At 72.0% G+C, this 25,486-nt stretch carries 16 protein-coding genes; 10 read left to right on the top strand and 6 right to left on the bottom strand.

The window, feature by feature from the left end; genetic code table 11:
* Positions 1–9: 9 nt before the first annotated feature.
* The 5 genes from ACZ3KJ_RS28830 to fdhD are packed head-to-tail and all read left to right on the top strand — an operon-like array spanning position 10 to position 6,438.
* Positions 10–981: a 2-dehydropantoate 2-reductase gene (locus tag ACZ3KJ_RS28830; protein ID WP_389514572.1), complete on the top strand. Its 972-nt coding sequence runs from the start codon at positions 10–12 to the stop codon at positions 979–981.
* Complete coding sequence (locus tag ACZ3KJ_RS28825; RefSeq protein ID WP_467531225.1) at positions 978–2,903, top strand: molybdopterin oxidoreductase family protein; 1,926 nt, start codon at positions 978–980, stop codon at positions 2,901–2,903. Before ACZ3KJ_RS28830 ends, ACZ3KJ_RS28825 begins: the two co-directional genes overlap by 4 nt.
* Positions 2,904–2,907: 4 nt before the next feature.
* Complete coding sequence (locus ACZ3KJ_RS28820) at positions 2,908–4,725, top strand: NADH-ubiquinone oxidoreductase-F iron-sulfur binding region domain-containing protein (RefSeq protein ID WP_467531224.1); 1,818 nt, start codon at positions 2,908–2,910, stop codon at positions 4,723–4,725.
* Positions 4,722–5,582 (top strand): 2Fe-2S iron-sulfur cluster-binding protein, encoded by an 861-nt coding sequence (locus ACZ3KJ_RS28815; RefSeq protein ID WP_467531222.1) that lies wholly within the window; start codon positions 4,722–4,724, stop codon positions 5,580–5,582. The genes ACZ3KJ_RS28820 and ACZ3KJ_RS28815 overlap by 4 nt, the downstream gene beginning before the upstream one ends.
* A gap of 7 nt (positions 5,583–5,589) precedes the next feature.
* Positions 5,590–6,438: a formate dehydrogenase accessory sulfurtransferase FdhD gene (fdhD, locus tag ACZ3KJ_RS28810; RefSeq protein ID WP_389514577.1), complete on the top strand. Its 849-nt coding sequence runs from the start codon at positions 5,590–5,592 to the stop codon at positions 6,436–6,438.
* A 111-nt stretch (positions 6,439–6,549) separates the two neighbouring features.
* Here fdhD and ACZ3KJ_RS28805 read toward each other — a convergent pair whose 3' ends face one another.
* Both ACZ3KJ_RS28805 and ACZ3KJ_RS28800 read right to left on the bottom strand, forming a co-directional pair.
* A complete protein-coding gene (locus tag ACZ3KJ_RS28805; protein ID WP_467531220.1) occupies positions 6,550–7,077 on the bottom strand; it encodes an isochorismatase family protein in 528 nt (175 codons plus the stop codon).
* Between the two features lie 318 nt (positions 7,078–7,395).
* Positions 7,396–8,451, bottom strand: coding sequence for a bile acid:sodium symporter family protein (locus ACZ3KJ_RS28800; protein ID WP_467531218.1), 1,056 nt, complete (start codon positions 8,449–8,451; stop codon positions 7,396–7,398).
* 144 nt (positions 8,452–8,595) lie between these two features.
* Here ACZ3KJ_RS28800 and ACZ3KJ_RS28795 point away from each other — a divergent pair, with 144 nt between their 5' ends.
* The 3 genes from ACZ3KJ_RS28795 to ACZ3KJ_RS28785 all read left to right on the top strand — a co-directional run bounded on the left by ACZ3KJ_RS28795 (position 8,596) and on the right by ACZ3KJ_RS28785 (position 12,597).
* Complete coding sequence (locus ACZ3KJ_RS28795) at positions 8,596–9,504, top strand: LysR substrate-binding domain-containing protein (protein ID WP_467531216.1); 909 nt, start codon at positions 8,596–8,598, stop codon at positions 9,502–9,504.
* Between the two features lie 299 nt (positions 9,505–9,803).
* Positions 9,804–11,630 (top strand): AMP-dependent synthetase/ligase, encoded by a 1,827-nt coding sequence (locus ACZ3KJ_RS28790; protein WP_467531320.1) that lies wholly within the window; start codon positions 9,804–9,806, stop codon positions 11,628–11,630.
* Positions 11,631–11,760: 130 nt separating this feature from the next.
* Positions 11,761–12,597: an aldo/keto reductase gene (locus ACZ3KJ_RS28785; protein WP_467531214.1), complete on the top strand. Its 837-nt coding sequence runs from the start codon at positions 11,761–11,763 to the stop codon at positions 12,595–12,597.
* A gap of 94 nt (positions 12,598–12,691) precedes the next feature.
* On the opposite strand, the gene ACZ3KJ_RS28780 is transcribed toward ACZ3KJ_RS28785, so the two are convergent.
* From ACZ3KJ_RS28780 to ACZ3KJ_RS28770, 3 genes are all read right to left on the bottom strand, one after another.
* Positions 12,692–13,693 carry a class I SAM-dependent methyltransferase gene (locus ACZ3KJ_RS28780; protein WP_467531213.1) on the bottom strand — a complete coding sequence of 334 codons (1,002 nt, stop codon included), beginning with the start codon at positions 13,691–13,693 and terminating at the stop codon, positions 12,692–12,694.
* Positions 13,694–13,845: 152 nt separating this feature from the next.
* Positions 13,846–15,573: a glycoside hydrolase family 6 protein gene (locus tag ACZ3KJ_RS28775; protein ID WP_467531211.1), complete on the bottom strand. Its 1,728-nt coding sequence runs from the start codon at positions 15,571–15,573 to the stop codon at positions 13,846–13,848.
* Positions 15,574–15,710: 137 nt separating this feature from the next.
* Positions 15,711–17,225, bottom strand: coding sequence for a cellulase family glycosylhydrolase (locus ACZ3KJ_RS28770; RefSeq protein WP_467531209.1), 1,515 nt, complete (start codon positions 17,223–17,225; stop codon positions 15,711–15,713).
* A gap of 264 nt (positions 17,226–17,489) precedes the next feature.
* On the opposite strand from ACZ3KJ_RS28770, the gene ACZ3KJ_RS28765 reads away from it, so the two are divergent.
* Together ACZ3KJ_RS28765 and ACZ3KJ_RS28760 are read left to right on the top strand one after the other, a co-directional pair.
* Entirely contained in the window at positions 17,490–20,402 is a 2,913-nt protein-coding gene (locus ACZ3KJ_RS28765) for a glycoside hydrolase family 48 protein (RefSeq protein ID WP_467531207.1), read from the top strand.
* A 179-nt stretch (positions 20,403–20,581) separates the two neighbouring features.
* The gene (locus ACZ3KJ_RS28760; RefSeq protein ID WP_467531206.1) at positions 20,582–23,251 is read left to right on the top strand and encodes a cellulose binding domain-containing protein; all 2,670 of its coding nucleotides are present in this window, start codon (positions 20,582–20,584) and stop codon (positions 23,249–23,251) included.
* 85 nt (positions 23,252–23,336) lie between these two features.
* Here the strand turns inward: ACZ3KJ_RS28760 and ACZ3KJ_RS28755 are convergent, their stop codons facing one another.
* Complete coding sequence (locus ACZ3KJ_RS28755) at positions 23,337–25,238, bottom strand: rhamnogalacturonan lyase (protein ID WP_467531203.1); 1,902 nt, start codon at positions 25,236–25,238, stop codon at positions 23,337–23,339.
* Positions 25,239–25,486: the final 248 nt, after the last annotated feature.

Below are 25,486 nucleotides of genomic sequence, written 5' to 3'. Positions count from 1 at the left end.
TCCACCGTCATGAAAGTCGCAGTCCTCGGCGCCGGTGCGATCGGCGCCTACGTCGGTGCCGCGCTCCATCGCGCCGGCGCCGACGTGCACCTCGTCGCCCGTGGACCGCATCTCGCGGCCATGAGGCGGCACGGGGTGCGGGTGCTCAGCGAGCGGGGCGACTTCACCGCCCGCGCCCACGCCACCGACGACCCGGCCGAGATCGGCCCGGCCGACTTCGTCCTCCTGGGCCTCAAGGCCCACTCGTACGCGGCGTGCGGGCCGCTGATCGAGCCCCTGCTGCACGGCACCACCGCGGTGGTCGCCGCCCAGAACGGCATCCCCTGGTGGTACTTCCACCGGCACGGCGGACCCCACGACGGGCACCGCGTCGAGAGCGTGGACCCGGGCGGCGCGGTCAGTGCGGTGCTCGCGCCCGAACGGGCCGTCGGCTGCGTGGTCTACGCCGCCACCGAACTCGAAGCTCCCGGCGTCGTACGGCACCTGGAGGGCACCCGCTTCTCGGTCGGCGAGCCCGACCGCAGCGTCTCGGCGCGCTGTCTGGAGTTCAGCGGGGCCATGACGGCGGGCGGGCTGAAGTGCCCGGTGGAGCCCGACCTGCGCAACGACATCTGGCTCAAACTGCTCGGCAACATCTCCTTCAACCCGATCAGCGCGCTCGCCCGCGCGACCATGCGGCAGATGTGCCTGCACGGCGGCACCCGGCGGGTCATCGAGACGATGATGCGCGAGACGCTCGCCGTCGCCGAGGCCCTCGGCTGCGAGGTGGGCGTCTCCATCGAGCGCCGGCTCGCGGGCGCGGAGCGCGTCGGCGACCACCGCACCTCCACGCTCCAGGACCTGGAGCGCGGCAAACCGCTCGAACTGGACGTCCTCCTCGCGGCGGTCGTCGAGTTGGCGGAGATCACCGGCGTTGAGGTGCCCACCCTGCGCACCGTGCACGCCATCTCGGACCTGCTCGCGCTGAGGAGCGCCGCATGAGGAAACGCGACCGGACCCCCAAGACCTACGCCCGGCTCACCCACCCGCTCGTCCGCGACTCCCGCGACGAGCCCTTCCGGCAGGCGAGCTGGGAGGAGGCGCTGGACCGGGCGGCCCGCGGCCTGGCCGCCGCGCGCGGCGCGTTCGGCATGTTCTCCTGCGCCCGCGCCACCAACGAGATGAACTACGTGGCGCAGAAGTTCGCCCGCGTCGTCATGGGCACCAACAACGTCGACTCCTGCAACCGGACGTGTCACGCGCCGAGCGTCGCCGGCCTGTCGGCCGCGTTCGGCTCCGGCGGGGGGACGTCGTCGTACGAGGAGATCGAGCACACGGACGTCATCGTGATGTGGGGCTCGAACGCCCGGTTCGCGCATCCGATCTTCTTCCAGCACGTGCTGAGGGGCATCCGCAACGGCGCCCGGATGTACGCGGTCGACCCGCGGCGGACGTCCACCGCCGAGTGGGCGGAGAGCTGGCTCGGCCTCGACGTCGGCACCGACATCCCGATGGCGCACGCGATCGGCCGCGAGATCATCCACGCCGGTCTGGCGAACCGGACGTTCATCGAGCGGGCGACCAGCGGCTTCGAGGAGTACCGGGCGCTGGTCGAGCCGTGGACCCTGTCGCTCGCCTCGAAGGTGACGGGCGTCCCGGCCGCCGCGATCCGGGAGCTGGCGCACGCCTACGCCCGGGCCGAGCGGGCCCAGTTGTGCTGGACCCTCGGCATCACCGAGCACCACAACGGCACCGACAACGTCCGCGCGCTGATCAACCTCTCCCTGCTCACCGGGCACGTGGGGCGCCCCGGATCGGGACTCCAGCCGCTGCGCGGCCAGAACAACGTGCAGGGCGGCGGCGACATGGGCGCCATCCCCAACCGCCTGCCCGGCTTCCAGGACATCCTCGACCCCGACGCCCGGCTGAAGTTCGAGACGGCCTGGGACACCGTCATCGAGCCGCACCACGGGATGAACCTGACGGAGATGTTCGAGGCGATGGAGGAGGGCTCGCTGAAGGCCGTCTACTGCATCGGCGAGAACCCGGCGCAGTCGGAGGCCGACAGCGAGCAGGCCGTACGGCGGCTGAACGCCCTCGACTTCCTCGTCGTGCAGGACATCTTCCTCACCAGGACGGCCGAGCTGGCGGACGTCGTGCTGCCCGCCACCGCGGGCTGGGCGGAGACCGAGGGCACGACCACCAACAGCGAGCGGCGGGTGCAGCGCGTGCGCCGCGCCGTGACGCCCCCCGGCGAGGCGCGCGAGGACATCGACATCCTCTGCGACCTGGCGGCCCGGCTCGGCCACGACTGGAAGTACGCCGACGCCGAGACCGTCTGGAACGAGCTGCGGTCGCTGTCGCCGGACCACTACGGCATGACGTACGAGCGGCTGGAGGAGCACCAGGGCATCCAGTGGCCGTGCCCGAGCACCGAACGGCTCGAACCGACCTATCTGCACGGGCGGTTGTGGGAGACGGATCCCGGACGACGCGGCCCGCGGGCGCCGTTCGGGCTCGTGCGGCACGATCCGCCGGTCGACCTGACCGACGAGGAGTACCCGGTCCGGCTCACCACCGGCAGGCGGCTGGACTCCTACAACACCGGGGTGCAGAGCGGGGGTTACGCCTCCCCGCTGCGGCGCGGCGAGTCCGTCGAGCTGTGCCCGGAGGACGCGGAGCGCTTCGGTGTCGCGGTCGGCGAACGGGTGCGGGTGACGTCCCGGCGCGGGTCCGTGGTGGCACCGGTGTGGGTCGACACCGCGCTGCGGCCCGGGCTGGCCTTCATGACCATGCACTTCCCGGACGAGGTGGACACCAACCGGCTGACGATCGAGGCGAACTGTCCGATCGCGGGGACGGCGGAGTTCAAGGCGTCGGCGATCCGGATCGAGAAGCTCCCGGCCCCGAACGGTGTGAGGTGACGCGGTGGACCTGCACTTCGGCGACAGCAAGCCGACCGACGACGAACGGGCGGCCGTCGACGCCCTGCTGGGCCCTCCCGACTCGTCGTGGGAGGGCGCGGACCGGTCCGACGCGGACCTGCGGTGGGCGCGCGGCGGGCGGGCGGCCCGCGACCGCCGCGACCTGCTGCTGCCGGGGCTGCACGCGATCAACGACCGGGTCGGCTGGATCAGCGAGGGCGCCCTCGCCTACCTCTGCCGCCGCCTGACCGTGCCGCCCGCGGAGGCGTACGGCGTCGCCACCTTCTACGCCATGTTCTCCGTCCGGCCCCGCCCCGCGACGGTCCTGCACGTGTGCACGGACCTGGCCTGCACCGCCGCCGGCGCCCGCGAGCTGTGCGCCGGCGCCGGGTCCGCCCTCGGCCCGGGCGTCCACGTCGAGCCCAGCCCCTGCCTCGGCCTGTGTGAACGCGCCCCGGCCGCCCTCGCGATCAGGGCGGGCGACCCGGCGCGTACGGCGGTGTCGGCGCCTGCGACCGTGCGGGAGGCCGTGCTCGCCGCGACCGCGCCGGACTCCGCGCCCGAGGAGCCGCCCGCGCGGGCCGCGGTCCCGCAGGCCGGTGAGGAGGGGCTGGTGCTGCTGCGCCGCGTCGGCGTGGTGGACCCCGCCTCCCTCGACGACTACCGCGCCCACGGCGGGTACGCGGCGCTGCGCCGCGCCTTCGCGCTCGGTCCCGCCGGCGTCATCCGGGAGGTCACCGACTCGGGGCTGGTGGGGCGCGGGGGCGCCGCCTTCCCCACCGGCCGCAAGTGGCAGGCCACCGCGTCCCAGCCGGACCACCCGCACTACGTGGTGTGCAACGCCGACGAGTCCGAGCCGGGCACCTTCAAGGACCGGGTGCTGATGGAGGGCGACCCGTACGCGCTCGTCGAGGCGATGACGATCGCCGGGTACGCGGTCGGCGCGCACCGGGGCTACCTGTACGTGCGCGGCGAGTACCCGCGGGCGATCGCGCGCATGGGGCACGCCGTCGACCGGGCACGGGAGCGGGGACTGCTCGGCGACGACGTCCTCGGCCAGGGCTACGCCTTCGACATCGAGATCCGCCGCGGCGCGGGCGCCTACATCTGCGGTGAGGAGACGGCCCTGTTCAACTCCCTCGAGGGCCGGCGGGGCGAGCCGCGCTCCAAACCGCCGTTCCCGGTGGAGAAGGGCCTGTTCGGCAAGCCGACGGTGGCCAACAACGTGGAGACGCTGGTCAACGTCCTGCCGGTGCTGACCATGGGCGCGCCGGCGTACGCGGCGGTCGGCACGGGGAGGTCCACCGGCCCCAAACTGTTCTGCGTGTCGGGCAGCGTACGGCGGCCGGGCGTGTACGAGCTGCCGTTCGGCGCGACGCTGGGCGAGCTGCTGGCGCGGGCCGGTGTCCGCGACGGGCTGCGGGCGGTGCTGCTCGGCGGGGCGGCCGGCGGCTTCGTACGGCCCGACGAGACGGACGTCCCGCTCACGTTCGAGGGCACGCGGGAGGCGGGCACGACGCTGGGCTCGGGGGTGGTGATGGCCTTCGACGACACCGTCCCGCTCCCCCGGCTGCTGCTGCGCATCGCGGAGTTCTTCCGGGACGAGTCGTGCGGGCAGTGCGTGCCGTGCCGGGTGGGGACCGTCCGCCAGGAGGAGGCGCTGCACCGGATCGTGGAGCGCACGGGTGCGGCCGCCGCCGACGACATCGCCCTGCTGCGGGAGGTCGGCCGGGCGATGCGGGACGCCTCGATCTGCGGTCTGGGCCAGACCGCGTGGAACGCCGTGGAATCCGCCATCGACCGCTTGGGGGCGTACCAATGACCGTGACACCACTGGGGATCCCGCGCCGGCTGCTGGAGTTCACCCTCGACGGCGAGCCGGTGCGCGCGCCCGAGGGCGCGACGATCCTCGACGCGTGCCGGGCGGCCGGGAAGGACGTGCCGACCCTCTGCCACGGGGACACGCTCACGCCGAAGAACGCCTGCCGCCTCTGCGTCGTGGAGGTGGAGGGCGCGCGCACCCTGGTCCCGGCGTGCTCCCGCAGGGCGGAGCCCGGCATGGAGGTCCGCACCGGCACCGAACGCGTCCGCCACAGCCGCAGGATCGTCCTCGAACTCCTCGCCTCGTCGGTCGACCTGTCCACGACACCAATGGTTGCGGAATGGGTGAAGGAGTACGAGGCGAAGCCGGACCGGTTCGGCCCGGACGCGGCCCGGCTGAACGAGGAGCCCCGGATCGACAACGACCTCTACGTCCGTGACTACGACAAGTGCGTCCTCTGCTACAAGTGCGTCGACGCCTGCGGTGACCAGTGGCAGAACACCTTCGCGATCTCCGTCGCGGGGCGCGGTTTCGACGCCCGGATCGCCGTCGAGCACGACGCGCCGCTGACCGACTCGGCGTGCGTCTACTGCGGGAACTGCGTCGAGGTCTGCCCGACGGGGGCGCTGTCGTTCAAGTCGGAGTTCGACCGACGGGCGGCGGGCACTTGGGATGAATCCGCACAGACCAGGACGACCACCGTGTGCGCCTACTGCGGAGTGGGATGCAACCTCACGCTCCATGTGCAGGACAATGAGATCGTGAAGGTCACCTCACCGCACGACAACCCGGTGACCCACGGCAATCTCTGCATCAAGGGCCGCTTCGGCTACCAGCACGTACAGAACCGGGGCTGATCACGACATGGGACGAGTCACCGAACGACGCAAGGTGCTGCGGATACGCGACGGGGCGGTCTCCAGCCGGCCGGACACGCTCGTCGCCGAGGAGCCGCTGGAGATCCGGCTCAACGGCAAACCGCTCGCCATCACCATGCGCACCCCCGGTGACGACTTCGCCCTCGCCGCCGGGTTCCTGGTCAGCGAGGGCGTCCTGGCCTCCGCGGACGACCTGCTGAACATCGTCTACTGCGCCGGGGCGACGGCGGACGGGGTGAACACCTACAACGTCGTCGACGTACGGACCGCCCCCGGCGTCACGCTCCCCGACATCACCCTCGAACGGAACGTCTACACCACGTCCTCCTGCGGCCTGTGCGGCAAGGCGAGCCTGGACGCGGTCCGTACGACGGCCCGCTGGCCCATCGCCGACACTCCCCCGGTCCGGGTCACGCCGGAGCTGCTGGCGGAGCTCCCCGACCGGCTGCGCGCCGCCCAGCGGGTCTTCGACCGGACCGGGGGGCTGCACGCGGCGGCCCTGTTCTCCGAGGACGGCGAGGTGCTGGACGTCCGGGAGGACGTCGGCCGGCACAACGCGGTCGACAAGCTGGTCGGGCGTGCCCTGCGCGACGGCGGTCTGCCGCTGTCCCGGACGATCCTGCTGGTGTCGGGGCGGGCCTCCTTCGAGCTGGCGCAGAAGGCGGTGATGGCGGGCATCCCGGTGCTGGCGGCGGTCTCGGCGCCCTCCTCGCTGGCGGTGGACCTGGCCGCGGAGACCGGGCTGACGCTGGTGGGCTTCCTGCGGGGCAGCTCCATGAACGTGTACGCGGGTGAGGACCGCATCGCCCTGCGGACCGCGGCCGCCCGGGGCTGAGGCGGCTGCCCGCGGCACGGCGGCGGGGCCCCGACCGGCGGGGAGCGCCCCCTGCGCCGCAGGGGCCCCGTCTCGGCCCCGGCACCCCCGCCGGACCGGTCGGCGGCGCCCTCAGCGGGCCGTGAACCGCACCTCGCCGGCCCGTACGACCGTGCCCAGCCGGGGGAAGTCCAGCCGTACCGACGCCTCGTGCTCGGCACCGGTCAGCGCGGCCATCGCGTCCTCGACGAAGACCAGGCCGTAGCCGAGGTCGGCGGCGGCGCGGGCGGTGGACTCGACACCGAGGTTGGTGGCGATGCCGCCGAACACCAGGGTCGTGACGCCGTGCCGGCGCAGCCGGTCGTCCAGGCCCGTGCCCTGGAAGCCGCCGACGGTCCGTTTGACGACCTCCACGTCGCCGTCGCGCAGCAGCCCGTGCACCAGGTCGCTGCCGGGCGGCTGGTCGGCGACGCCGGGGCGCTCGACGCGGACGAGGACGACGAGGGCGCCGGCCGCCCGGAACGCGTCCGCCAGCTCCGCGGCGGCGTCCAGCACGTCGGTGCCCTTGCGGGGCTCCAGGGGCAGCGCGACGATCCGGTCCATCAGATCGACGAGGACGAGCGCGGTGCGCGTGGGGTCGAGCGCGAGGGGTGCGGTCATGACGGAACGTTATCCGTCGTCAGCCGTCCGTACGGGAAATCGCGCCCGACGGGTCCGTGAACGGGTCGGGCGCGCCGGGCGCCCACTGGCCTCCGCCGGGCCGCCGTTGTCGATCGCCAGGTGTGGGGGGGCTTGTGGTCGTGTCGCGGGTGCGGGTCGTGGGGGGCTGGTCGCGCAGTTCCCCGCGCCCCTGGGGCGGTGTCCTCCCGCCTGCCGCCACGGTCGCCGGAATCGGGTGACCGCACGGCCGGACCGGCTGCCACGGTCGCCGGGACGGGGTGACCGTACGGCCGGATCCGGCGGCCGCCGAGGACCCGGTCAGCCGCGGCGGGGGCCCGCGTCGGCCGCGGTGCGTGGCGCGGCGCCTGCGGGCGGGACGGAGCCGGACTCCGGAGCCGGAGCCGGCTCCGGGTCGTGCGAGCGGCGTTTGGCGATCACCGCGCAGACCATGAGCTGCATCTGGTGGAAGAGCATCAGCGGCAGCACCGCCAGGGAGGCGTGCGCGCCGAACAGGACGCTCGCCATGGGCAGCCCGGAGGCGAGGGACTTCTTGGAGCCGGCGAACTGGATCGCGATGCGGTCCTCCCGGCCGAAGCGCAGCGCCTTGGCCCCGTACCAGGTCAGCGCCAGCATGACGGCGAGCAGGACGGTCTCGACGACCAGGAGCCCGGCGAGCCGGACGGGGCGGACCTGGTGCCAGATGCCCTGGACCACGCCCTCGCTGAACGCGGTGTAGACGACGAGGAGGATCGAGCCGCGGTCGACGTAGCCGAGGGCCTTCTTGTGCCGGGCGACGAACCCGCCGATCCAGCGCCGCAGCAGCTGTCCGGAGACGAACGGGACGAGCAGTTGCAGCACGATCTCGGCGAGGGAGTCCGCGGCGAAGCCGCCCGCGGTGCTGCCGAGCAGCGCGGCCGCGAGCAGCGGGGTGACGACGATGCCGACGAGGGAGGAGAAGGAGCCCGCGCAGATCGCGGCGGGCACGTTGCCGCGGGCGATGGAGGTGAAGGCGATGGACGACTGGATGGTCGAGGGGACGAGGGTGAGGAAGAGCAGTCCCTGGTAGAGCGGCTCGGTGAGGAACACCGGGACGAGGCCGCGGGCGGCCAGCCCGAGCAGCGGGAAGACCACGAAGGTGCAGGCGAGGACGGTGACGTGGAGCCGCCAGTGCTTCAGCCCGTCCAGCGCCTCCCGGGTGGACAGGCGGGCGCCGTAGAGGAAGAAGAGGAAGGCGATGGCGGCCGTGGAGGCGCCGGAGGCCACGTCGGCGCCGGTGCCGCGGGCGGGCAGGAGCGCGGCGAGCCCCACCGTCCCGAGCAGCAGCAGGATGTACGGGTCGATCGGCATCCAGCTCGGCCATCTCAGGCGTTTCACGGTGCTCCACTTGCTCGTTCGCTGCCATCCGGGCGGCGGCCCGGAGGGCCCCCCTCCATCGTGCTCCTCGCCGGCGTGATCGGGAATCCGTCATACCGCTCTGACTGTTATCGCGTCACGCGATGAGCGAGTACGGTGGTGGGTGTGTACGACCCCACCCACCTGCGCACCTTCCTGGCGGTCGCGCAGACGCTGAGCTTCACGCAGGCCGCGCGGCGGCTCGGGCTGCGCCAGTCCACGGTCAGCCAGCACGTGCGGCGCCTGGAGGACGCGACGGGCCGGACGCTGTTCACGCGGGACACGCACTCGGTGGAGCTGACGGAGGACGGCGAGGCGATGCTCGGCTTCGCGCGCCGCATCCTGGAGGTGCACGAGCAGGCCACGGCGTTCTTCACCGGTACGCGGCTGCGCGGCCGGCTGCGGTTCGGCGCCTCCGAGGACTTCGTGCTGACGCGGCTGCCGGAGATCCTCGAGGGCTTCCGGCACGACCATCCCGAGGTCGACCTGGAGCTGACGGTGGAGCTGTCCGGCACGCTGCACGAGCGGCTGGCGGCCGGGAAGCTGGACCTGGTGCTGGCCAAGCGGCGGCCCGAGGACCCGCGCGGGGAGCTGGTCCGCACCGACGAGCTGGTGTGGATCGGCGCGGAGCGGCTGCGGCTGGACGCCGACCGCCCGGTGCCGCTCATCGTGTACCCGCCGCCGGGCATCACCCGGGCCCGCGCGCTGGAGGCGCTGGAGCGGCAGGGGCGGGCGTGGCGGATCGCGTGCACGAGCGGCAGCCTCAACGGTCTGGTCGCGGCGGCGCGGGCGGGCCTCGGGGTGATGGCGCACACGCGGGGGCTGATCCCGCCCGGTCTGGTCCGGGTTCCCGACCGGTCGGGGCTGCCGGAGCTCGGCCGGGTGGACTTCGTCCTGGTGCACGGCCGGCGCCGGACGTCCGCGCAGGGCGCGGCGGACGCCCTGGCGGCGGCGGTCCTGGCGGGCGGCGACCGGCTGCACCGGCGGGATACGGGCCCGCGCACCGCCCCGCCGGGCCGGTCCGGGCCGCCGTGAGGGAATCGGGCGTTCCCGCGCTGTCCGGCGCCGTCCGGGAAGAGAGGGCGCGCGCTCGGCGCGGGCCCTTCCGAGGGGCGTCGGACCCGGTGACCGGGTCGGGCAGATTCGGTGCAGATTACGGCCCCGAACCTTACTCAACGGTCAGTTTTCTGTCCGACCCTTCCCCATGTGAGCCCATTTTCCGGCACTGACCAGCGCCGACGAGAGCAGCGTCCGCCGTCCGCACCCCTCCCGCCCCGACCGGGCGTGGGGTAGCTTTCACGGCGCTGTGCGGCCATGGAAGCGGGGTGCGGGATTTGCGCGAGTTCACCACTCCTGCGACGGCGTCGGCACCGCCGGTGGGCGGACTGGCCGACGTGGTCTTCCGGCACGCCCGGGACGACCCCCGCCACATCGCGCTGGGCCGCAAGGACGAGCGGGGCGAGTGGCGGGACGTGACCGCGGCGGAGTTCCGCGACGAGGTCCTCGCCCTCGCCAAGGGCCTGCTCTCCCAGGGCATCCGGTTCGGCGACCGCGTCGCGATCATGTCCCGTACCCGCTACGAGTGGACCCTCTTCGACTTCGCGCTGTGGAGCATCGGCGCCCAGGTCGTCCCCGTCTACCCGACCTCCTCGGCCGAACAGTGCTTCTGGATGCTGTACGACGCGGAGGTCACGGCCGCGGTCGTCGAGCACGAGGACCACGCGATGACCATCGCCACCGTCATCGACCGGCTGCCCGGCCTGCGGCGCCTGTGGCAGCTGGACTCCGGCTGCGTGCAGGAGCTGTACGACGCGGGCGCCGCCATCGACGACGACGTCGTGCACCGGCACCGGGAGGCGGTCACCCCCGACTCGGTCGCCACCGTCATCTACACCTCCGGCACGACGGGCCGGCCCAAGGGGTGTGTCGTCTCGCACGGCAACTTCATGTTCGAGGCGGACACCGTCATCGAGCGCTGGGAGCCGGTGTTCCACTCCAGGAAGGGCGACGAGGCGGCGACCCTGCTGTTCCTGCCGCTCGCGCACGTCTTCGGGCGGATGGTGCAGATCGCCGCGATCCGCGGCAAGGTCCGCTTCGGCCACCAGCCCCAGCTGCACGCGGCCGCCCTGCTGCCCGACCTGGCCGCGTTCCGGCCGACGTTCTTCCTGGCCGTGCCGTACATCTTCGAGAAGGTGTTCAACGCGGCCCGCCGCAAGGCCGAGCGGGAGGGCAGGGCGGGCCCGTTCGAGAAGGCCGTGGACGTGGCGGTGGACTACGCGGAGGCCGTGGAGGCGAAGGCGTGGGGCACCGGGCCCGGACCGTCGGCGGCGCTGCGGATGCAACACCAGTTCTTCGACAAGGTCGTCTACTCCAAGGTGCGCGCGGCGATGGGCGGCCGGGTCCGGCACGCCATGTCGGGCGGCTCGGCCATGGACCGCCGGACGGGGCTGTTCTTCGCCGGCGCGGGCGTGCAGATCTACGAGGGCTACGGCCTGACCGAGTCCACGGCGGCCGCGACCGCGAACCCGCCCGGCCGCACCCGCTACGGCACCGTCGGCCGGGCCATCCCCGGCACGACCGTGCACATCGCGGACGACGGCGAGATCTGGCTGCGCGGCGACCACGTCTTCCAGGGCTACCTCAACAACCCCAAGGCCACCGACGAGGCCCTGCACGACGGCTGGCTGGCCACCGGCGACCTCGGCGTCCTCGACGAGGACGGCTACCTCACCATCACCGGCCGCAAGAAGGAGATCCTCGTCACCTCCGGCGGCAAGAGCGTCTCGCCGGGGCTGCTGGAGGAACGCGTCCGCGACCATCCGCTGGTGAACCAGTGCATCGTCGTCGGCAACGACCGGCCCTTCGTCGCCGCCCTGGTCACCCTCGACCAGGAGGCCGTCGAGCACTGGCTCCACATGCGCCGCAAACCGCGGATGAAACCGGCCGAGCTGGTGCGCGACCGCGACCTGGAGACGGAGGTGCGCCGCGCCGTGGTCGCCGCCAACACCCAGGTCTCCCAGGCGGAGTCGATCCGCACCTTCCGCATCCTCGCGCAGCCCTTCACCGAGGAGCACGGCCTGCTCACCCCGTCCCTGAAGCTGAAGCGCAGGGCCATCGAGCACACCTACGCCGCCGAGGTCGACGCCCTGTACCGCACATGAGGCCCCGCGGGCGCGGGTAGCGGGACGACACGCGCCACGGCGACGAATCCGGGGGTCAGGAATGCATCCCGCCTCGTGATCGTTGACGATGGGAGGAACATTTGACGGACAACCGAAGGATCGAGAGCTCGTGAGCAGCAAGGTCCCCCCGATCACCCTCAACAACGGCGTCGAGATGCCCCAGCTGGGGTTCGGCGTCTGGCAGGTGCCGGACGACGAGGCGGAGCGGGCGGTCAGCACCGCCCTGGAGGCCGGGTACCGCAGCATCGACACAGCGGCGATCTACGGCAACGAAGAGGGCACCGGCAAGGCGATCACCTCCTCCGGCGTGCCCCGCGAGGACATCTTCCTCACCACCAAGCTCTGGAACAGCGACCAGGGCTACGACGCGACGCTCCGCGCGTTCGACACCTCCCTGGAGAAGCTGGGCCTGGACTACGTCGACCTGTACCTGATCCACTGGCCGCTGCCGGCCCGGGGCACGTACGTCGACACCTACAAGGCGTTCGAGAAGCTCCTCGCGGACGGCCGCGTCCGGGCCATCGGCGTCTCCAACTTCCTCCCCGAGCACCTGGAGCGGCTGATCGGCGAGACGTCGGTCATCCCGGCCGTCAACCAGATCGAGCTCCACCCGCACCTCCAGCAGCACGCCGCGCGGGAGTTCCACGCGGAGCAGGGCATCGCCACCGAGGCCTGGTCGCCGCTCGGCCAGGGCAAGGGTCTGCTGGAGGTCCCGGCGATCGTCGCCATCGCGCAGAAGCACGACCGCACCCCGGCCCAGGTCGTGCTGCGCTGGCACCTCCAGACCGGCAACATCGTGATCCCCAAGTCCGTGACCCCGTCCCGGATCAAGGAGAACATCGAGGTCTTCGACTTCAGCCTGGACACCGAGGACCTGGCGGCGATCAGCGCGCTGAACGAGGACCGGCGCATCGGCCCGGACCCGGCCGCGTTCGACGTGGTCTGAGCGGACTCGCCACCACCGGTCCGGGGGACGTGTTCGGCGCGCCCCCGGACCGGTCGTCCGGGGACACGTCCGGTGCACCCCCCGGACCGGTCGCTCACCCCTGGACCGGCTTGACCGCCGTGTGCACGGTGTGGGCCGCCAGGACGAACACGTCCGGCCTGCGGTGCAGGCCCGCGGGGTCGGCCGGGTCGAGCAGCCGGTCCAGGACGGCGCGGTCGTCGGCGTCGAGCACCTCGCCGAAGCCGTCGCGCAGCCGGCCGAGGGAGGCGGCGACGTAGGCGCGGGCCCGGTCGGAGGCCGGGGCGGGCAGGTCGAGCAGGAAGGTGCGGGAGCGGGCCTGCTTCAGACCCGCGGCGCCCAGCAGCGCCGCCCAGTCCTCGGTCACCGCGACCGAGCCGGGCAGGCCGGCCCGCATCCGGGCGAACCACTCCGCCTCCAGCGCGTCGAGCCGCGCCTCCAGGCCGGGGCGGCCGATGCCCAGGTCGCGGGGGAGGAACCGGGACGGCAGCCCGCCCTCCATGATCGCCAGCGTGCCGCCGGGCGCGAGCCGCTCGGCGAACGCGGCCAGGGCGGCGCGCTGGTCGCCGAGGTGGTGCAGGCTGCGGCCGGCCCACAGCAGGTCGGCCGGGTAGTCCAGCTCGGCGAGGACGCCGGGGAGGTCACCGGCCAGGGTGTCGAACCGGTCCCCGTGGCCGAGCCGGCCGGCCCGCGCCCGGGCCCGCTCCAGGAGCGGCGCCGAACCGTCGACGGCCAGCACCCGCGCACCGGGGAACGTCTCGGCGAACAGACAGGAGACGACACCGGGGCCGCTGCCCACGTCGACGATCAGCCCCGGCTCGGTCACCTCCCTGCCCAGCCAGGACAGGGCCCGCTCGTACAGGGGCGTGAAGAGTTCGGCCTGCGTCTCCAGGTGCTCGGCCATCTCGGCCCAGTCGATGTCGGTGTCCTGGCCGTGCCCGTGGTGGTGCCCGTGCCCGCCGTGCGGCCGGTCCGGGTGGTCGTCCGGCCGGTCCGGGTGGTCCGGGCCGTGGGCGGCACCGCCCTGGTGGCCCTCGTGGCCCTGGTGGCAGTGGTGTCCGTGCTGCTGGTGCGCCATGGTGGTCAGCCTCTCCTCCGGTGTGCCGACAGCGTGCGCCGACGCACCGGGCGGAGGCCACCGCTGTTGCCGGTACGGCAAAAAACGGGGGCGGAGCCCCCACCGGCCCGTCGGCGACGGTTCCGGCAGGGGCTCCGCCCGGTGTCACCCGGTCAGGACAGCGGCGGGTAGGCGTTCTGCATCAGCTGCTGGAACTGCGCGGAGAACCAGTGGCCGGAGAGCGGGGCGCCCGCCAGGGAGCCCGACAGGTTGTTGCCGTTGCGGGCGTTGCCCGTGTACGTCGGGTCGCACATGCGGTCGAAGCCCTTGCCCTCGTCGTTCTCGATCGCCGTGCTGGAGCCGTCGGACTCGCCCGGCGGCTTCATCCAGACGTAGGCGTCGATCCCGGTCGCCGGGGCGGCCTGCGGACGCTCGCCGAGGCCGGCTCCGGCCTGGTTGCACCAGTTGCCGATGTGGATGCGGCGGTCGTAGCGGCCGCCGTCGACGTAGGTGTCGACGGAGGTCGTGGCGCCCGGACCGGTGGGCCGGGCGGTGCCGCCCCAGCCGTTGCGGGAGGTGTCGATCAGCATGCCGATGCCGGAGTCGAAGCCGGCCGTCACCAGCTGGTTGCGGAAGGCCTGCGCGTACGACAGCTCGTCGACGTAGCGGTTCCAGTCGACCCACTTCGACTGGCGCACCGACGTACCGTTGACGGTGTCGTTGATGGTGAAGTTGTTCTCCTTCAGGGCGCTGTAGTTCGCCGTGTTGGTGATGAAGCCGTGGACGTCGTCGACGGTGGCGCCCTCGGCGTTGGCGGCCTGGTAGAAGAGCTGGGCGGACGGCGCGAAGTTGTCGTCCCAGCCGAGCCAGCCGTGGTGACCGGCGTCGATGTAGTTGTAGACGTTGGGGATCGCGCCGAGCTGGCTCAGCGCGTAGCCGACGCCCTTCACGTAGTTGCCGTTGGCCAGCATGGTGTCGCAGGCCGCGGTCGCGGTCGCCCGGCTGCCGGTGTTGGTGACGAGGTTGGGCAGCGAGTCGATCTCGATGGTGGTGACGATCCGCAGCGAGGCGTACGCCGGGTCGGCGAGGATCTCCGCGATCGGGTCGATGAACTCGCTCTTGTAGCGGTCGATCTCCGTCGGGCCCAGCTCCCCGTTGGAGGCCAGGGCGGCGCAGTCACGGCCGGGCAGGTCGTAGATCACCAGCTGGACGACCTCCTCGTCGGAGCCCTGCTGCTCCAGGGCCGCGTCGAGGTGGTCCCGCAGGCCCATGCCGCCGTTCACGCCCTCGATGGCGGCGATCCGGTCGAGCCACACGCCCGTGGGCTGGTTGGAGATGCGGCTGCCGCCGGTCTCGGCGGCGGCCTTCGCGGACCATTCGGGGTTCACGTACACCTTGGCGCCGGTGTAGGGGTTGTCGACCCGGTCGGAGGGGTCGGTCGGGTCGGTCGGGTCCGTGGGGTCGGTGGGGTCGGTGCCGCCGTCGTCGACGTTGCAGGTGACGCCGTCGAGGGTGAACGTGGCCGGGACGGCGTTGGTGCCGCTGTAGGTGCCCTGGAAGCCGAAGCTGACCGACCCGCCGGTCGCCAGGGCGCCGTTGTAGCTCTCGTTGGCGGCGGTGACGGCCGTCCCGGACTGGGTGATCTTGGCGTTCCAGCCGTTGGTGATCTTCTGGTTGCCGGCGTACGACCAGTTCACCGACCAGCTGGACTTCGCGGTGGAGTTGTTGGTGACGGTGACGTTGGCGGTGAATCCACTGCCCCAGTCGTTCTGCACCTGGTAGGCGACGGAGCAGGGGACGGCGGCGATGCCGACGTCTGCGGGGACGGCCGCGAGTGCCGTCCCGGAGGCACCGGCGACCAGCGCCAGCGCGGCGAGTATCGCTGTTCTGCTGCGGCTCATGAGTGCGGGTTTCCCTCTCGTTGCGGATCTCGTGCGGTGCGGATATGCGTGTGTGCGGGCGGTGCGGAGGTGCGGGTGGTGCGGATGGCGTGCGGCGCGGATGGCGTGCGGTGCGGATCTCGTGCCGTACGGGTGTGTCATCCGTCCAGGGCGCGCAGATGGTCGCGCAGCCCGGTGCCGTACGCCGTGGGCGTCCCGTCGTAGTCGGAGATCAGGGACGGACCCGAGGAGCAGTCCCAGGTGTTCCAGGTCCAGCCGAGGTACGACAGGTCGCGGTCGTCGAACCACTGCATGACCTGGTCGACGAAACCGTGTGCGCAGGTGTTCTCCCCGATCTCCCCCGCCACCAGCGGAACCTGGGCGGCGACCGGGGCGAGCGTGGAGTTCCAGCAGCTCTCACTGGCACAGGAGTTGAAGTTGTACACGTGCCAGGCGGCGGCGAGGTTGCCCGCCGGATCGGTGGGCCGGTGGGCCGGCCACTGGCTGAGGTCGTTGGAGTAGGCGAGTCCCCCGGCGAGGATCAGGTTGGTGGCGCCGGTGGACCGTACGGCGTCGACGAGGTCCTGCATGCCGGCGACCTCGTACCCGATGCCGGAGCAGGTGCCGCCGTCCCGCCAGCACTGCCACGCCTCGGCGGTCGTGGCCGTCGCGCGGTCCGGGTAGGGCTCGTTGAACAGGTCGAACACCACCGCCGGGTCGTCCTTGAAGGTGTCGGCCACCGAGGTCCAGAACGCCGGTGTGTACTGCATGTTCGGCATCGGCTTCTGGCAGGAGGCGTGCACGTCGGAGCAGCCGGCCGAGTTGCCCGTGTACTGGCCCCAGGACCAGTGCAGTTCGAGCATCGGTGTCATGCCGTGCGCCTCGACGCGGGCCACCAGGTCCTCGACCGCGGCGACGTACCGCGCCCCGCCGTACTCGGTCGGGATGGTGGACAGGCCCAGCCAGCACTCCTCGTTCAGGGGGATGCGGACGGTGTTGGCGTTCCAGTCGGCGATCGCCTGGACGGCGGCGTCGTCGACGGGGCCGTCGAAGATGCCGCGGCCCTGCACGCACATGAACTCGCCGCCGGAACGGTTGACGCCGAGCAGACGACGGGCGGTGCCGTCGGCGTCCACGAGCTGGTTCCCGGAGACGCGCAGCACGGGCGGCTCGTCACCGGTGTCCGGCGGATCGGTCGGGGTGGGGGTCGGGGTGGGGGGCGGCGTGGACGTGGAGGTGGAGGTGGGTGTGGGGTCGGTGTCGACGTTGCAGGTGGTGCCGTTGAGGCGGAACGCGGTCGGTACGGCGTTGGTCCCCGACCAGGTGGCCAGGAACCCGGCGCTGACGCTCGCGCCGGTGCCGAGCGTGCCGTTGTAGCTCTCGTTCACCGCGGTGACGGTCGTGCCGGACTGGGACCACTTGGCGTTCCAGCCCTGCGTGAGCGTCTGGCCGTTCGCGAAGTCGAAGCCGAGGCTCCAACCGCTCACGGCGGCCGCGTTGTTCGTGACGGTCACGGCCCCCTGGAAGCCGGCGTCCCACTGACCGGTGACGGAGTACTCCACCGTGCACGCGGGCGTGGCTCCCTGCGCCGTCACGACCGGCAGGGTGGCGCCCAGGCTCAGGGCGACCGTGCCGGTGACGGCTAAAAGTACTGAACGCGGGGGGTGTCGCATGAGCGACTCCTTGCAGCTCGGGCACGTCGTGACGGACGCGCCGACTGATGGAATCGCTCCCACTGGTGTCAATGAAGCTAGCGCCAAGGGTCGGCAAAGAACAAGGGAGGCGCTGACTTTCCCTCAACTTCCTTCCGTCGAATCTTTTCGACTCTTCAAGCACCTTGACCGCACTCCACCCCCTCTCCACTATGGGAGCGCTCCCACTGGTTCAAGGCTTGTTGCTCCTCCCCCTTCTCCGAGCCGCAAGGAGGAACCAGCACCATGGATCCCTCACGCAGACGCCGCGCGGCGCGGCGCCTGTGGACCGCCGTCGTGGCGGCCCTCACGCTCCCCGTGGCCATGCTGAGCACCGGCGCGACCCCCGCCCAGGCGGCGGTCCAGTGCAGCGTGGACTACAAGACCAACGACTGGGGCTCCGGCTTCACCGCCGAACTGACCCTCACCAACCGGGGCACGGACCCGATCAGCGGCTGGACCCTGACGTACGCCTACACGGGCAACCAGAAGCTGACCAACGGCTGGAACGGCACCTGGTCGCAGTCCGGTCAGCAGATCACCGTGAACAACGCCTCGTACAACGGGACGGTCGCCGCCGGCGCGGCGGTCACCGCGGGCGCGCAGTTCACCTACAGCGGCACCAACGCCGCCCCCACGAGCTTCTCCGTCAACGGCACCGTGTGCACCGGCGCCCATCAGCCCCCCGTCACCGTGCTGACCAGCCCGGCGGCCGGCGCCGTCTACACCCAGGGCGACGCGGTGCCGCTCGCGGCCACCGCCGCGGCCGCCGACGGCGCGACCGTCACCAAGGTCGAGTTCTACGACGACACGGCCCTGCTCGGCACCGACACCAGCGCGCCGTTCTCGCTCTCCGCCTCTGGCTTGACCGTGGGCAGTCATTCCCTGCTGGCGAAGGCGTACGACAGCCTCGGCGCGTCCGCGTCCTCCGCGCCGGTCGGCATCACGGTCGCCTCGGGACCGGCCGTGGTCGCCTCGGCCACCCAGCTCGCCGTGCAGCAGGGCGCGACGGGGTCGTACGAGGTGAAGCTGTCGACGCAGCCGTCGGCGAACGTGACCGTGACGACCGCCCGGACGAGCGGGAACACGGGGCTGACGGTGACCGGCGGCGCGAGCCTCACCTTCACCCCGTCGAACTGGAGCACCGCCCAGAAGGTGACCATCACGGGCGACGCCTCCGGCACCGGCTCGGCGACCTTCGAGTCGACGGCCACCGGGCACGCGAAGGCCTCGGTCACCGTCACCCAGATCGCCGCGTCGCAGGAGTACGACGCCCGCTTCCTGGAGCTCTACGGCAAGATCACCGACCCGGCGAACGGTTACTTCTCCCCCGAGGGCATCCCGTACCACTCGGTGGAGACGCTGATCGTCGAGGCCCCCGACCACGGTCACGAGACCACCTCGGAGGCCTACAGCTACCTGCTGTGGCTCCAGGCCATGTACGGCAAGGTCACGGGCGACTGGACCCGGTTCAACGGCGCCTGGGAGATCATGGAGAAGTACATGATCCCCACCCACGCCGACCAGCCGACGAACTCCTTCTACAACGCGTCCAAGCCGGCGACCTACGCGCCGGAACTGGACACGCCGCAGGAGTACCCGGCGCAGCTGGACGGGACGGTGGCGGTGGGCACGGACCCGATCGCCGCCGAGCTGGAGACCGCGTACGGCACGGACGACGTCTACGGCATGCACTGGCTCCAGGACGTCGACAACGTCTACGGCTACGGCAACTCGCCCGGCAAGTGCGAGGCCGGCCCCTCCGACACCGGCCCCTCCTACATCAACACCTTCCAGCGCGGCGCGCAGGAGTCGGTGTGGGAGACGGTGCCCCAGCCGACCTGCGACAACTTCACCTATGGCGGGACGAACGGGTACCTGGACCTGTTCACCGGTGACGCCTCCTACGCCGAGCAGTGGAAGTTCACCAACGCGCCGGACGCCGACGCCCGGGCCGTGCAGGCCGCGTACTGGGCGGACGTCTGGGCCGAGCAGCAGGGCCAGGGCGGCCAGGTCTCGGCCACCGTCGCCAAGGCGGCCAAGATGGGCGACTACCTGCGCTACGCGATGTACGACAAGTACTTCAAGAAGGTCGGCAACTGCGTCGGCGCCTCCGCCTGCCCCGCGGGCACCGGCAAGGACGCCTCGCACTACCTGCTGTCCTGGTACTACGCCTGGGGCGGCGCCACCGACACCAGCGCCGGTTGGGCCTGGCGGATCGGCTCCAGCCACACCCACGGCGGCTACCAGAACCCGCTGGCCGCCTACGCGCTCAGCAGCTACGCCGACCTGAAGCCCAAGTCGGCGACGGGCCAGGCGGACTGGGCCCGGTCGCTGGACCGGCAGCTGGAGTTCTACCGCTGGCTCCAGTCGTCCGAGGGCGCCATCGCGGGCGGCGCGACCAACAGCTGGGCGGGCCGCTACGCGACCCCGCCGGCCGGCACGTCGACGTTCTACGGCATGTACTACGACCAGCAGCCCGTCTACCACGACCCGCCGTCCAACCAGTGGTTCGGCTTCCAGGCGTGGTCGATGGAGCGGGTCGCCGAGTACTACCAGCAGACGGGCGACGCGGACGCCAAGACCGTCCTCGACAAGTGGGTCGACTGGGCGCTGTCCGAGACCACCGTGAACCCGGACGGCACCTACCTGATCCCCTCCACGCTCCAGTGGTCGGGCCAGCCCGACACCTGGAACGCCGCCAGCCCGGGAGCCAACAGCGGGCTGCACGTCACCGTCGCCGACTACACCGACGACGTCGGTGTGGCCGCCGCGTACGCCAAGACCCTGACGTACTACGCCGACCGCTCCGGTGACACCGAGGCCGCGACGACGGCCAAGGCCCTCCTCGACGGCATGTGGGACAACCACCAGGACAGCCTGGGCATCGCCGTCCCGGAGACCCGCGCCGACTACAACCGCTTCGACGACGCCGTGTACGTCCCGAGCGGCTGGACCGGCACCATGCCGAACGGCGACGCGGTGAACTCCTCCTCGACCTTCGACTCGATCAGGTCCTTCTACGAGGACGAGCCGAACTGGTCGACGATCGAGAGCTATCTCGCGGGCGGAGCCGCGCCCGTGTTCACGTACCACCGGTTCTGGGCCCAGGCGGACATCGCCCTGGCCATGGGCTCGTACGCGGAGCTTCTCGAATAAGCCCCCGCTAAGGCTCCGCGTACCGCGCCGGGCGGTCCCCACCGCACAGGGGACCGCCCGGTCGTCGCTCCTCCCCCGCACCCGCTCGGCGCACCTGCTCCTCGCACCTGCTCCTCGTACCTCCTCCCCGCACCTCCTCCCCCATGGCTCCACATGGCCTCACGAGGAAGGACCCCACCGTGCGAAGAACCCGCATCCTGACCGCCGTCCTGGCGCTCGCCGCCGGCCTGCTCGCGGGCACCCCGCCCGCACTGGCGGCCGACACCGGCCCGGACGTCACCGTGGCGGCAGAGTCGTACACCTGGAAGAACGCCCGGATCGACGGCGGCGGCTTCGTCCCCGGGATCGTCTTCAACCGCACCGAGAAGGACCTCGCCTACGCGCGCACCGACATCGGCGGCGCCTACCGCTGGGCGGAGTCGACCCAGACGTGGACACCGCTGCTGGACTCGGTCGGCTGGGCGGACTGGGGGCACACGGGCGTGGTGAGCCTGGCCTCCGACTCCGTCGACCCGGACAACGTCTACGCCGCCGTCGGCACGTACACCAACAGCTGGGACCCGGGCAACGGGGCCGTGCTGCGCTCCGCCGACCGGGGCGCGAGCTGGCAGAAGACGGACCTGCCGTTCAAGCTGGGCGGCAACATGCCCGGCCGGGGCATGGGCGAGCGGCTCGCGGTGGACCCGAACCGCAACAGCGTGCTCTACCTGGGCGCCCCCAGCGGCAAGGGGCTGTGGCGGTCGACCGACTCGGGCGTCACCTGGTCGCAGGTGACGAACTTCCCCAACGTCGGCAACTACGTCCAGGACGCGACCGACACCTCCGGCTACGCGAGCGACAACCAGGGCATCGTCTGGGTCACCTTCGACGAGTCCACCGGCAGCTCCGGCACCGCCACGCAGACGATCTACGTCGGGGTGGCGGACCTCCAGAACGCGGTGTACCGGTCGACGGACGGGGGCGCGACCTGGAGCAGGCTGGCCGGTCAGCCCACCGGCTACCTGGCGCACAAGGGCGTGCTCGACGCGGAGAACGGCTACCTCTACCTCGCCTACAGCGACAAGGGCGGCCCCTACGACGGCGGCAAGGGCCGGCTGTTCCGGTACGCGACGGCGACCGGCACCTGGACGGACATCAGCCCGGTGGCGGAGGCCGACACCTACTACGGTTTCAGCGGGCTGACCGTCGACCGGCAGAACCCCGGCACCGTCATGGCCACCGCCTACAGCTCCTGGTGGCCGGACACCCAGATCTTCCGCTCCACGGACAGCGGCGGCACCTGGACGAAGGCGTGGGACTACACGTCGTACCCCAACCGCGCCAACCGCTACACGATGGACGTCTCCTCCTCGCCCTGGCTGACCTGGGGCGCGAACCCCTCGCCGCCCGAGCAGACGCCGAAGCTGGGGTGGATGACGGAGTCGCTGGAGATCGACCCGTTCGACTCGAACCGGATGATGTACGGGACGGGGGCGACCGTCTACGGCACGGAGAACCTCACGAACTGGGACAGCGGCTCCCAGTTCACCATCAAGCCGATGGTGCGGGGCCTGGAGGAGACCGCGGTCAACGACCTCGCCTCCCCGCCGTCCGGGGCGCCGCTGCTGAGCGCCCTCGGTGACGTCGGCGGGTTCCGGCACACGGACCTGACGACGGTCCCGTCGATGATGTTCACCTCGCCGAACTTCACCTCGACGACGAGCCTGGACTACGCCGAGTCCAACCCGAACACGGTGGTGCGGGTCGGCAACCTGGACTCGGGCCCGCACGTGGCGTTCTCGACGGACAACGGCGCCAACTGGTTCGCGGGGACGGACCCCTCGGGCGTGAGCGGCGGCGGGACCGTGGCCGCGGCCGCGGACGGCAGCCGCTTCGTGTGGAGCCCGGCGGGCACGGGCGTCCAGTACACCACCGGTTTCGGCTCGTCGTGGTCGGCGTCGAGCGGCATCCCGGCCGGCGCGACCGTGGAGTCGGACCGCGTCGACCCGTTGACCTTCTACGGCTTCAAGTCGGGGAAGTTCTACGTCAGCACGGACGGCGGCGCGACCTTCACCGCGTCCTCGGCGACGGGCCTGCCCAGTGGTGACAGCGTGCGGTTCAAGGCGCTGCCCGGGGTGGAGGGCGACGTGTGGCTGGCCGGCGGGGCGAGCGACGGGGCGTACGGGCTGTGGCACTCCACGGACGGCGGCGCGACGTTCACCGAGCTGTCGAACGTCGAGGAGGCCGACACGATCGGCTTCGGCAAGGCCGCGTCCGGGGCGTCCTACCAGACCCTCTACACCAGCGCGAAGATCGCCGGCGTGCGGGGCGTCTTCCGCTCCACGGACCAGGGCGCCACCTGGACCAGGATCAACGACGACGCCCACCAGTGGGGCTGGACCGGCGCGGCGATCACCGGCGACCCGAGGGTCTACGGCCGGGTCTACATCTCGACCAACGGCCGCGGCGTCGTCTACGGCGACACCTCCGACACCGGGGGCGGGGACGGCGGCGGGGACGGCGGCGGCGGTACGGATCCGACGCCGACGGGCGCCTGCGCCGTGACGTACAGCATCGTCAACCAGTGGTCAGGCGGTTTCCAGGCGGACGTGAAGCTCACCAACACGGGGTCGAGCGCGTGGTCCGGCTGGAGCCTCGGCTGGACGTTCCCGAACGGGCAGACCGTCTCGCAGATCTGGAACGCCGCGCACACCCAGTCGGGCGCGGCGGTGACGGCGACGAACGTCGGCTGGAACGCGAACGTGGCGGCGGGCTCGTCGGTGGGCTTCGGCTTCACCGGGAGCTGGTCGGGGACGAACGCGGAACCGGCGGCGTTCAAGCTGGGCGAGCAGAGCTGCACGGTGAGCTGACCGTGCAGGGTCTGGTCTGCTGACCCTGCACGGTCGGCCGACCCGAAGGGGGCGCGTGCCGGATGCGGCACGCGCCCCTGTGCGGTCAGGGGGTGTAGACCGCCGGCCGCGGGGCCGTGGCCATCCCGTTGCCGAGGAAGAAGCTCGGGTGCGGGGGCTGGTTGTACGCCGTGTTCTGCCAGGCGAGGCCCGTGCGGTACATCGTGTCGTGCAGCAGGGTCGTGATCTTGGTGCTGGTCTCGATCGGGGTCGAGTAGATGCGCAGGGCCGTGTTGTTCGTCGTCGGCCAGACGACCTCCTCGCGCCAGTCGCCGAGGATGTCGCCGGACAGGGACGGCGTCGCCTTGGTGCTGTTGTTGGAGTGGACGCCGGAGCCGGTCAGCAGGCGGGTGTCGGAGGAGGTGCCGTACTTGTCGATGTTCGTGCCGTCGAGGAGTTCGCGCACGGTGTCGCCGTCCCACCAGGACAGGAAGTTGACGGAGGACGGCTCGCGGCCCTTGGTGGCGCCGGCCTCGTCGCGGATGTACGTGTCGGAGGCCGACCAGACCTCGGCGCCGTCGTTGCCGGCGTAGATGTCGCCGGCCACGCCCCGGCCGTTGTCGCAGCACGCCGACAGCTGCCAGCGGATCGCGCCGGTCGCCGGATCGATGTACAGCTCGGCCGGCTGGGAGGTCGACTCCGAGACCTTGAAGTACTCCAGGCCCGACGTCGACGGGTCCAGGTCGCCCAGGTGCTGGGCGTCACCGTGGCCGGTCTTCGTGGTCCACAGGCCGTTGCCGTTGTCGTCGACGGCCATCGCGCCGTAGACGATCTCGTCCTTGCCGTCGCCGTCGACGTCCCCGACGGACAGGCTGTGCGAGCCCTGGCCGTCGTACCCCTTGCCCGTGTTGGTGGAGGAGTTGGTGTCGAAGGTCCAGCGGCGGGTGAAGGCGCCGTTCCGCCAGTCCCAGGCCGCGATCACCGTGCGGGTGTAGTAGCCGCGCGCCATGATCAGCGACGGGCGGACGCCGTCCAGGTACGCCGTGCCCGCGAGGAAGCGGTCGACGCGGTTGCCGTAGGAGTCGCCCCACGAGGAGACCGTGCCGCGGGCCGGGACGTAGTCGACCGTGCCCAGGGCCTTGCCGGTCTCCCCGTCGAACATGGTCAGGTACTCGGGGCCGGACAGGACGTAGCCGCTGGAGTTGCGGTAGTCGACGGACGAGCTGCCGATGACGGCGCCGGTGCCGTCGACCGTGCCGTCGGCGGTCTTCATGGCCACCTCGGCCCTGCCGTCGCCGTCGTAGTCGTACGCCTGGAACTGCGTGTAGTGGGCGCCGGAGCGGATGTTGCGGCCCAGGTCGATGCGCCACAGGCGGGTGCCGTCGAGCTTGATGCCGTCGATGACGGTACTGCCGGTGTAGCCGGACTGCGAGTTGTCCTTGGCGTTCGTCGGCTGCCACTTCAGCACGAAGTCCAGTGCCCCGTCGCCGTCGAGGTCGGCGACGGAGGCGTCGTTGGCCTCGTAGGTGTAGGCGACGCCGTCGGGCGTGGTGCCGCCGGTGGGGGCGGTGATGGGCACGTCCGTGTAGCCGGACCGGAGTTGGACCGCGTGCACGGAGTCGGCCTGTTCCACGCCGCCGACGATCGCGCGGACCGTGTAGTCGGCCTGGGCGGGCGCGCCGGAGTGGAAGTAGTTGGTGGAGCCGGTGATCGGGGTGGAGTTGACCTTGGTGCCGGCCCGGTAGACGTTGAAGGAGATGTCGTCCGGGTCGGTGCCCAGCCAGCGCCAGCTGACCAGGTTGCCGCTGTCGGTGTGCACGCTCACGACACCGCGGTCGAGGGCCTCGACCTGGCGGGCCGTGGCCGCCTCGGCGGTGTCCGTGGAGAGCGTGGTGAGACCGGCCGCGACCAGCGCGGTCACGGCGGCCGCGGCGGCGAGGACCGCGCCGCGGCGCCGTTTGCGGTGCGTGACCGGGTGCGGCGGCGGGTGCGGGTGCGGGTGCTGCACGGGGGGTACCTCCCGGCGGGGGGCGGACAGGTTGTCACCCGTCAGTTGCCGCCGGAGGGCGCGGGGTTGCCGGGGTACGGCGGGTTGTCGTCCGGGAGGTGACGGTGCCGTTGCGCCGGTCGGGGGCCGACGGCACGGCGAGGTGGGGGCGGAGCGTTCCGCGGGCCTGGCGGCGCGGCGACGGGAGGCCGGAGCACTCCACGAGGGCCGGCCGTGCGGCAACCGGCGGCCGGAGCACTCCACGAAGC

The organism is Streptomyces sp. NPDC003248 (assembly GCF_055563235.1).
Note: the sequence above shows the minus strand (reverse complement) of the source record. Positions and strands in the feature narration are given on the sequence as shown.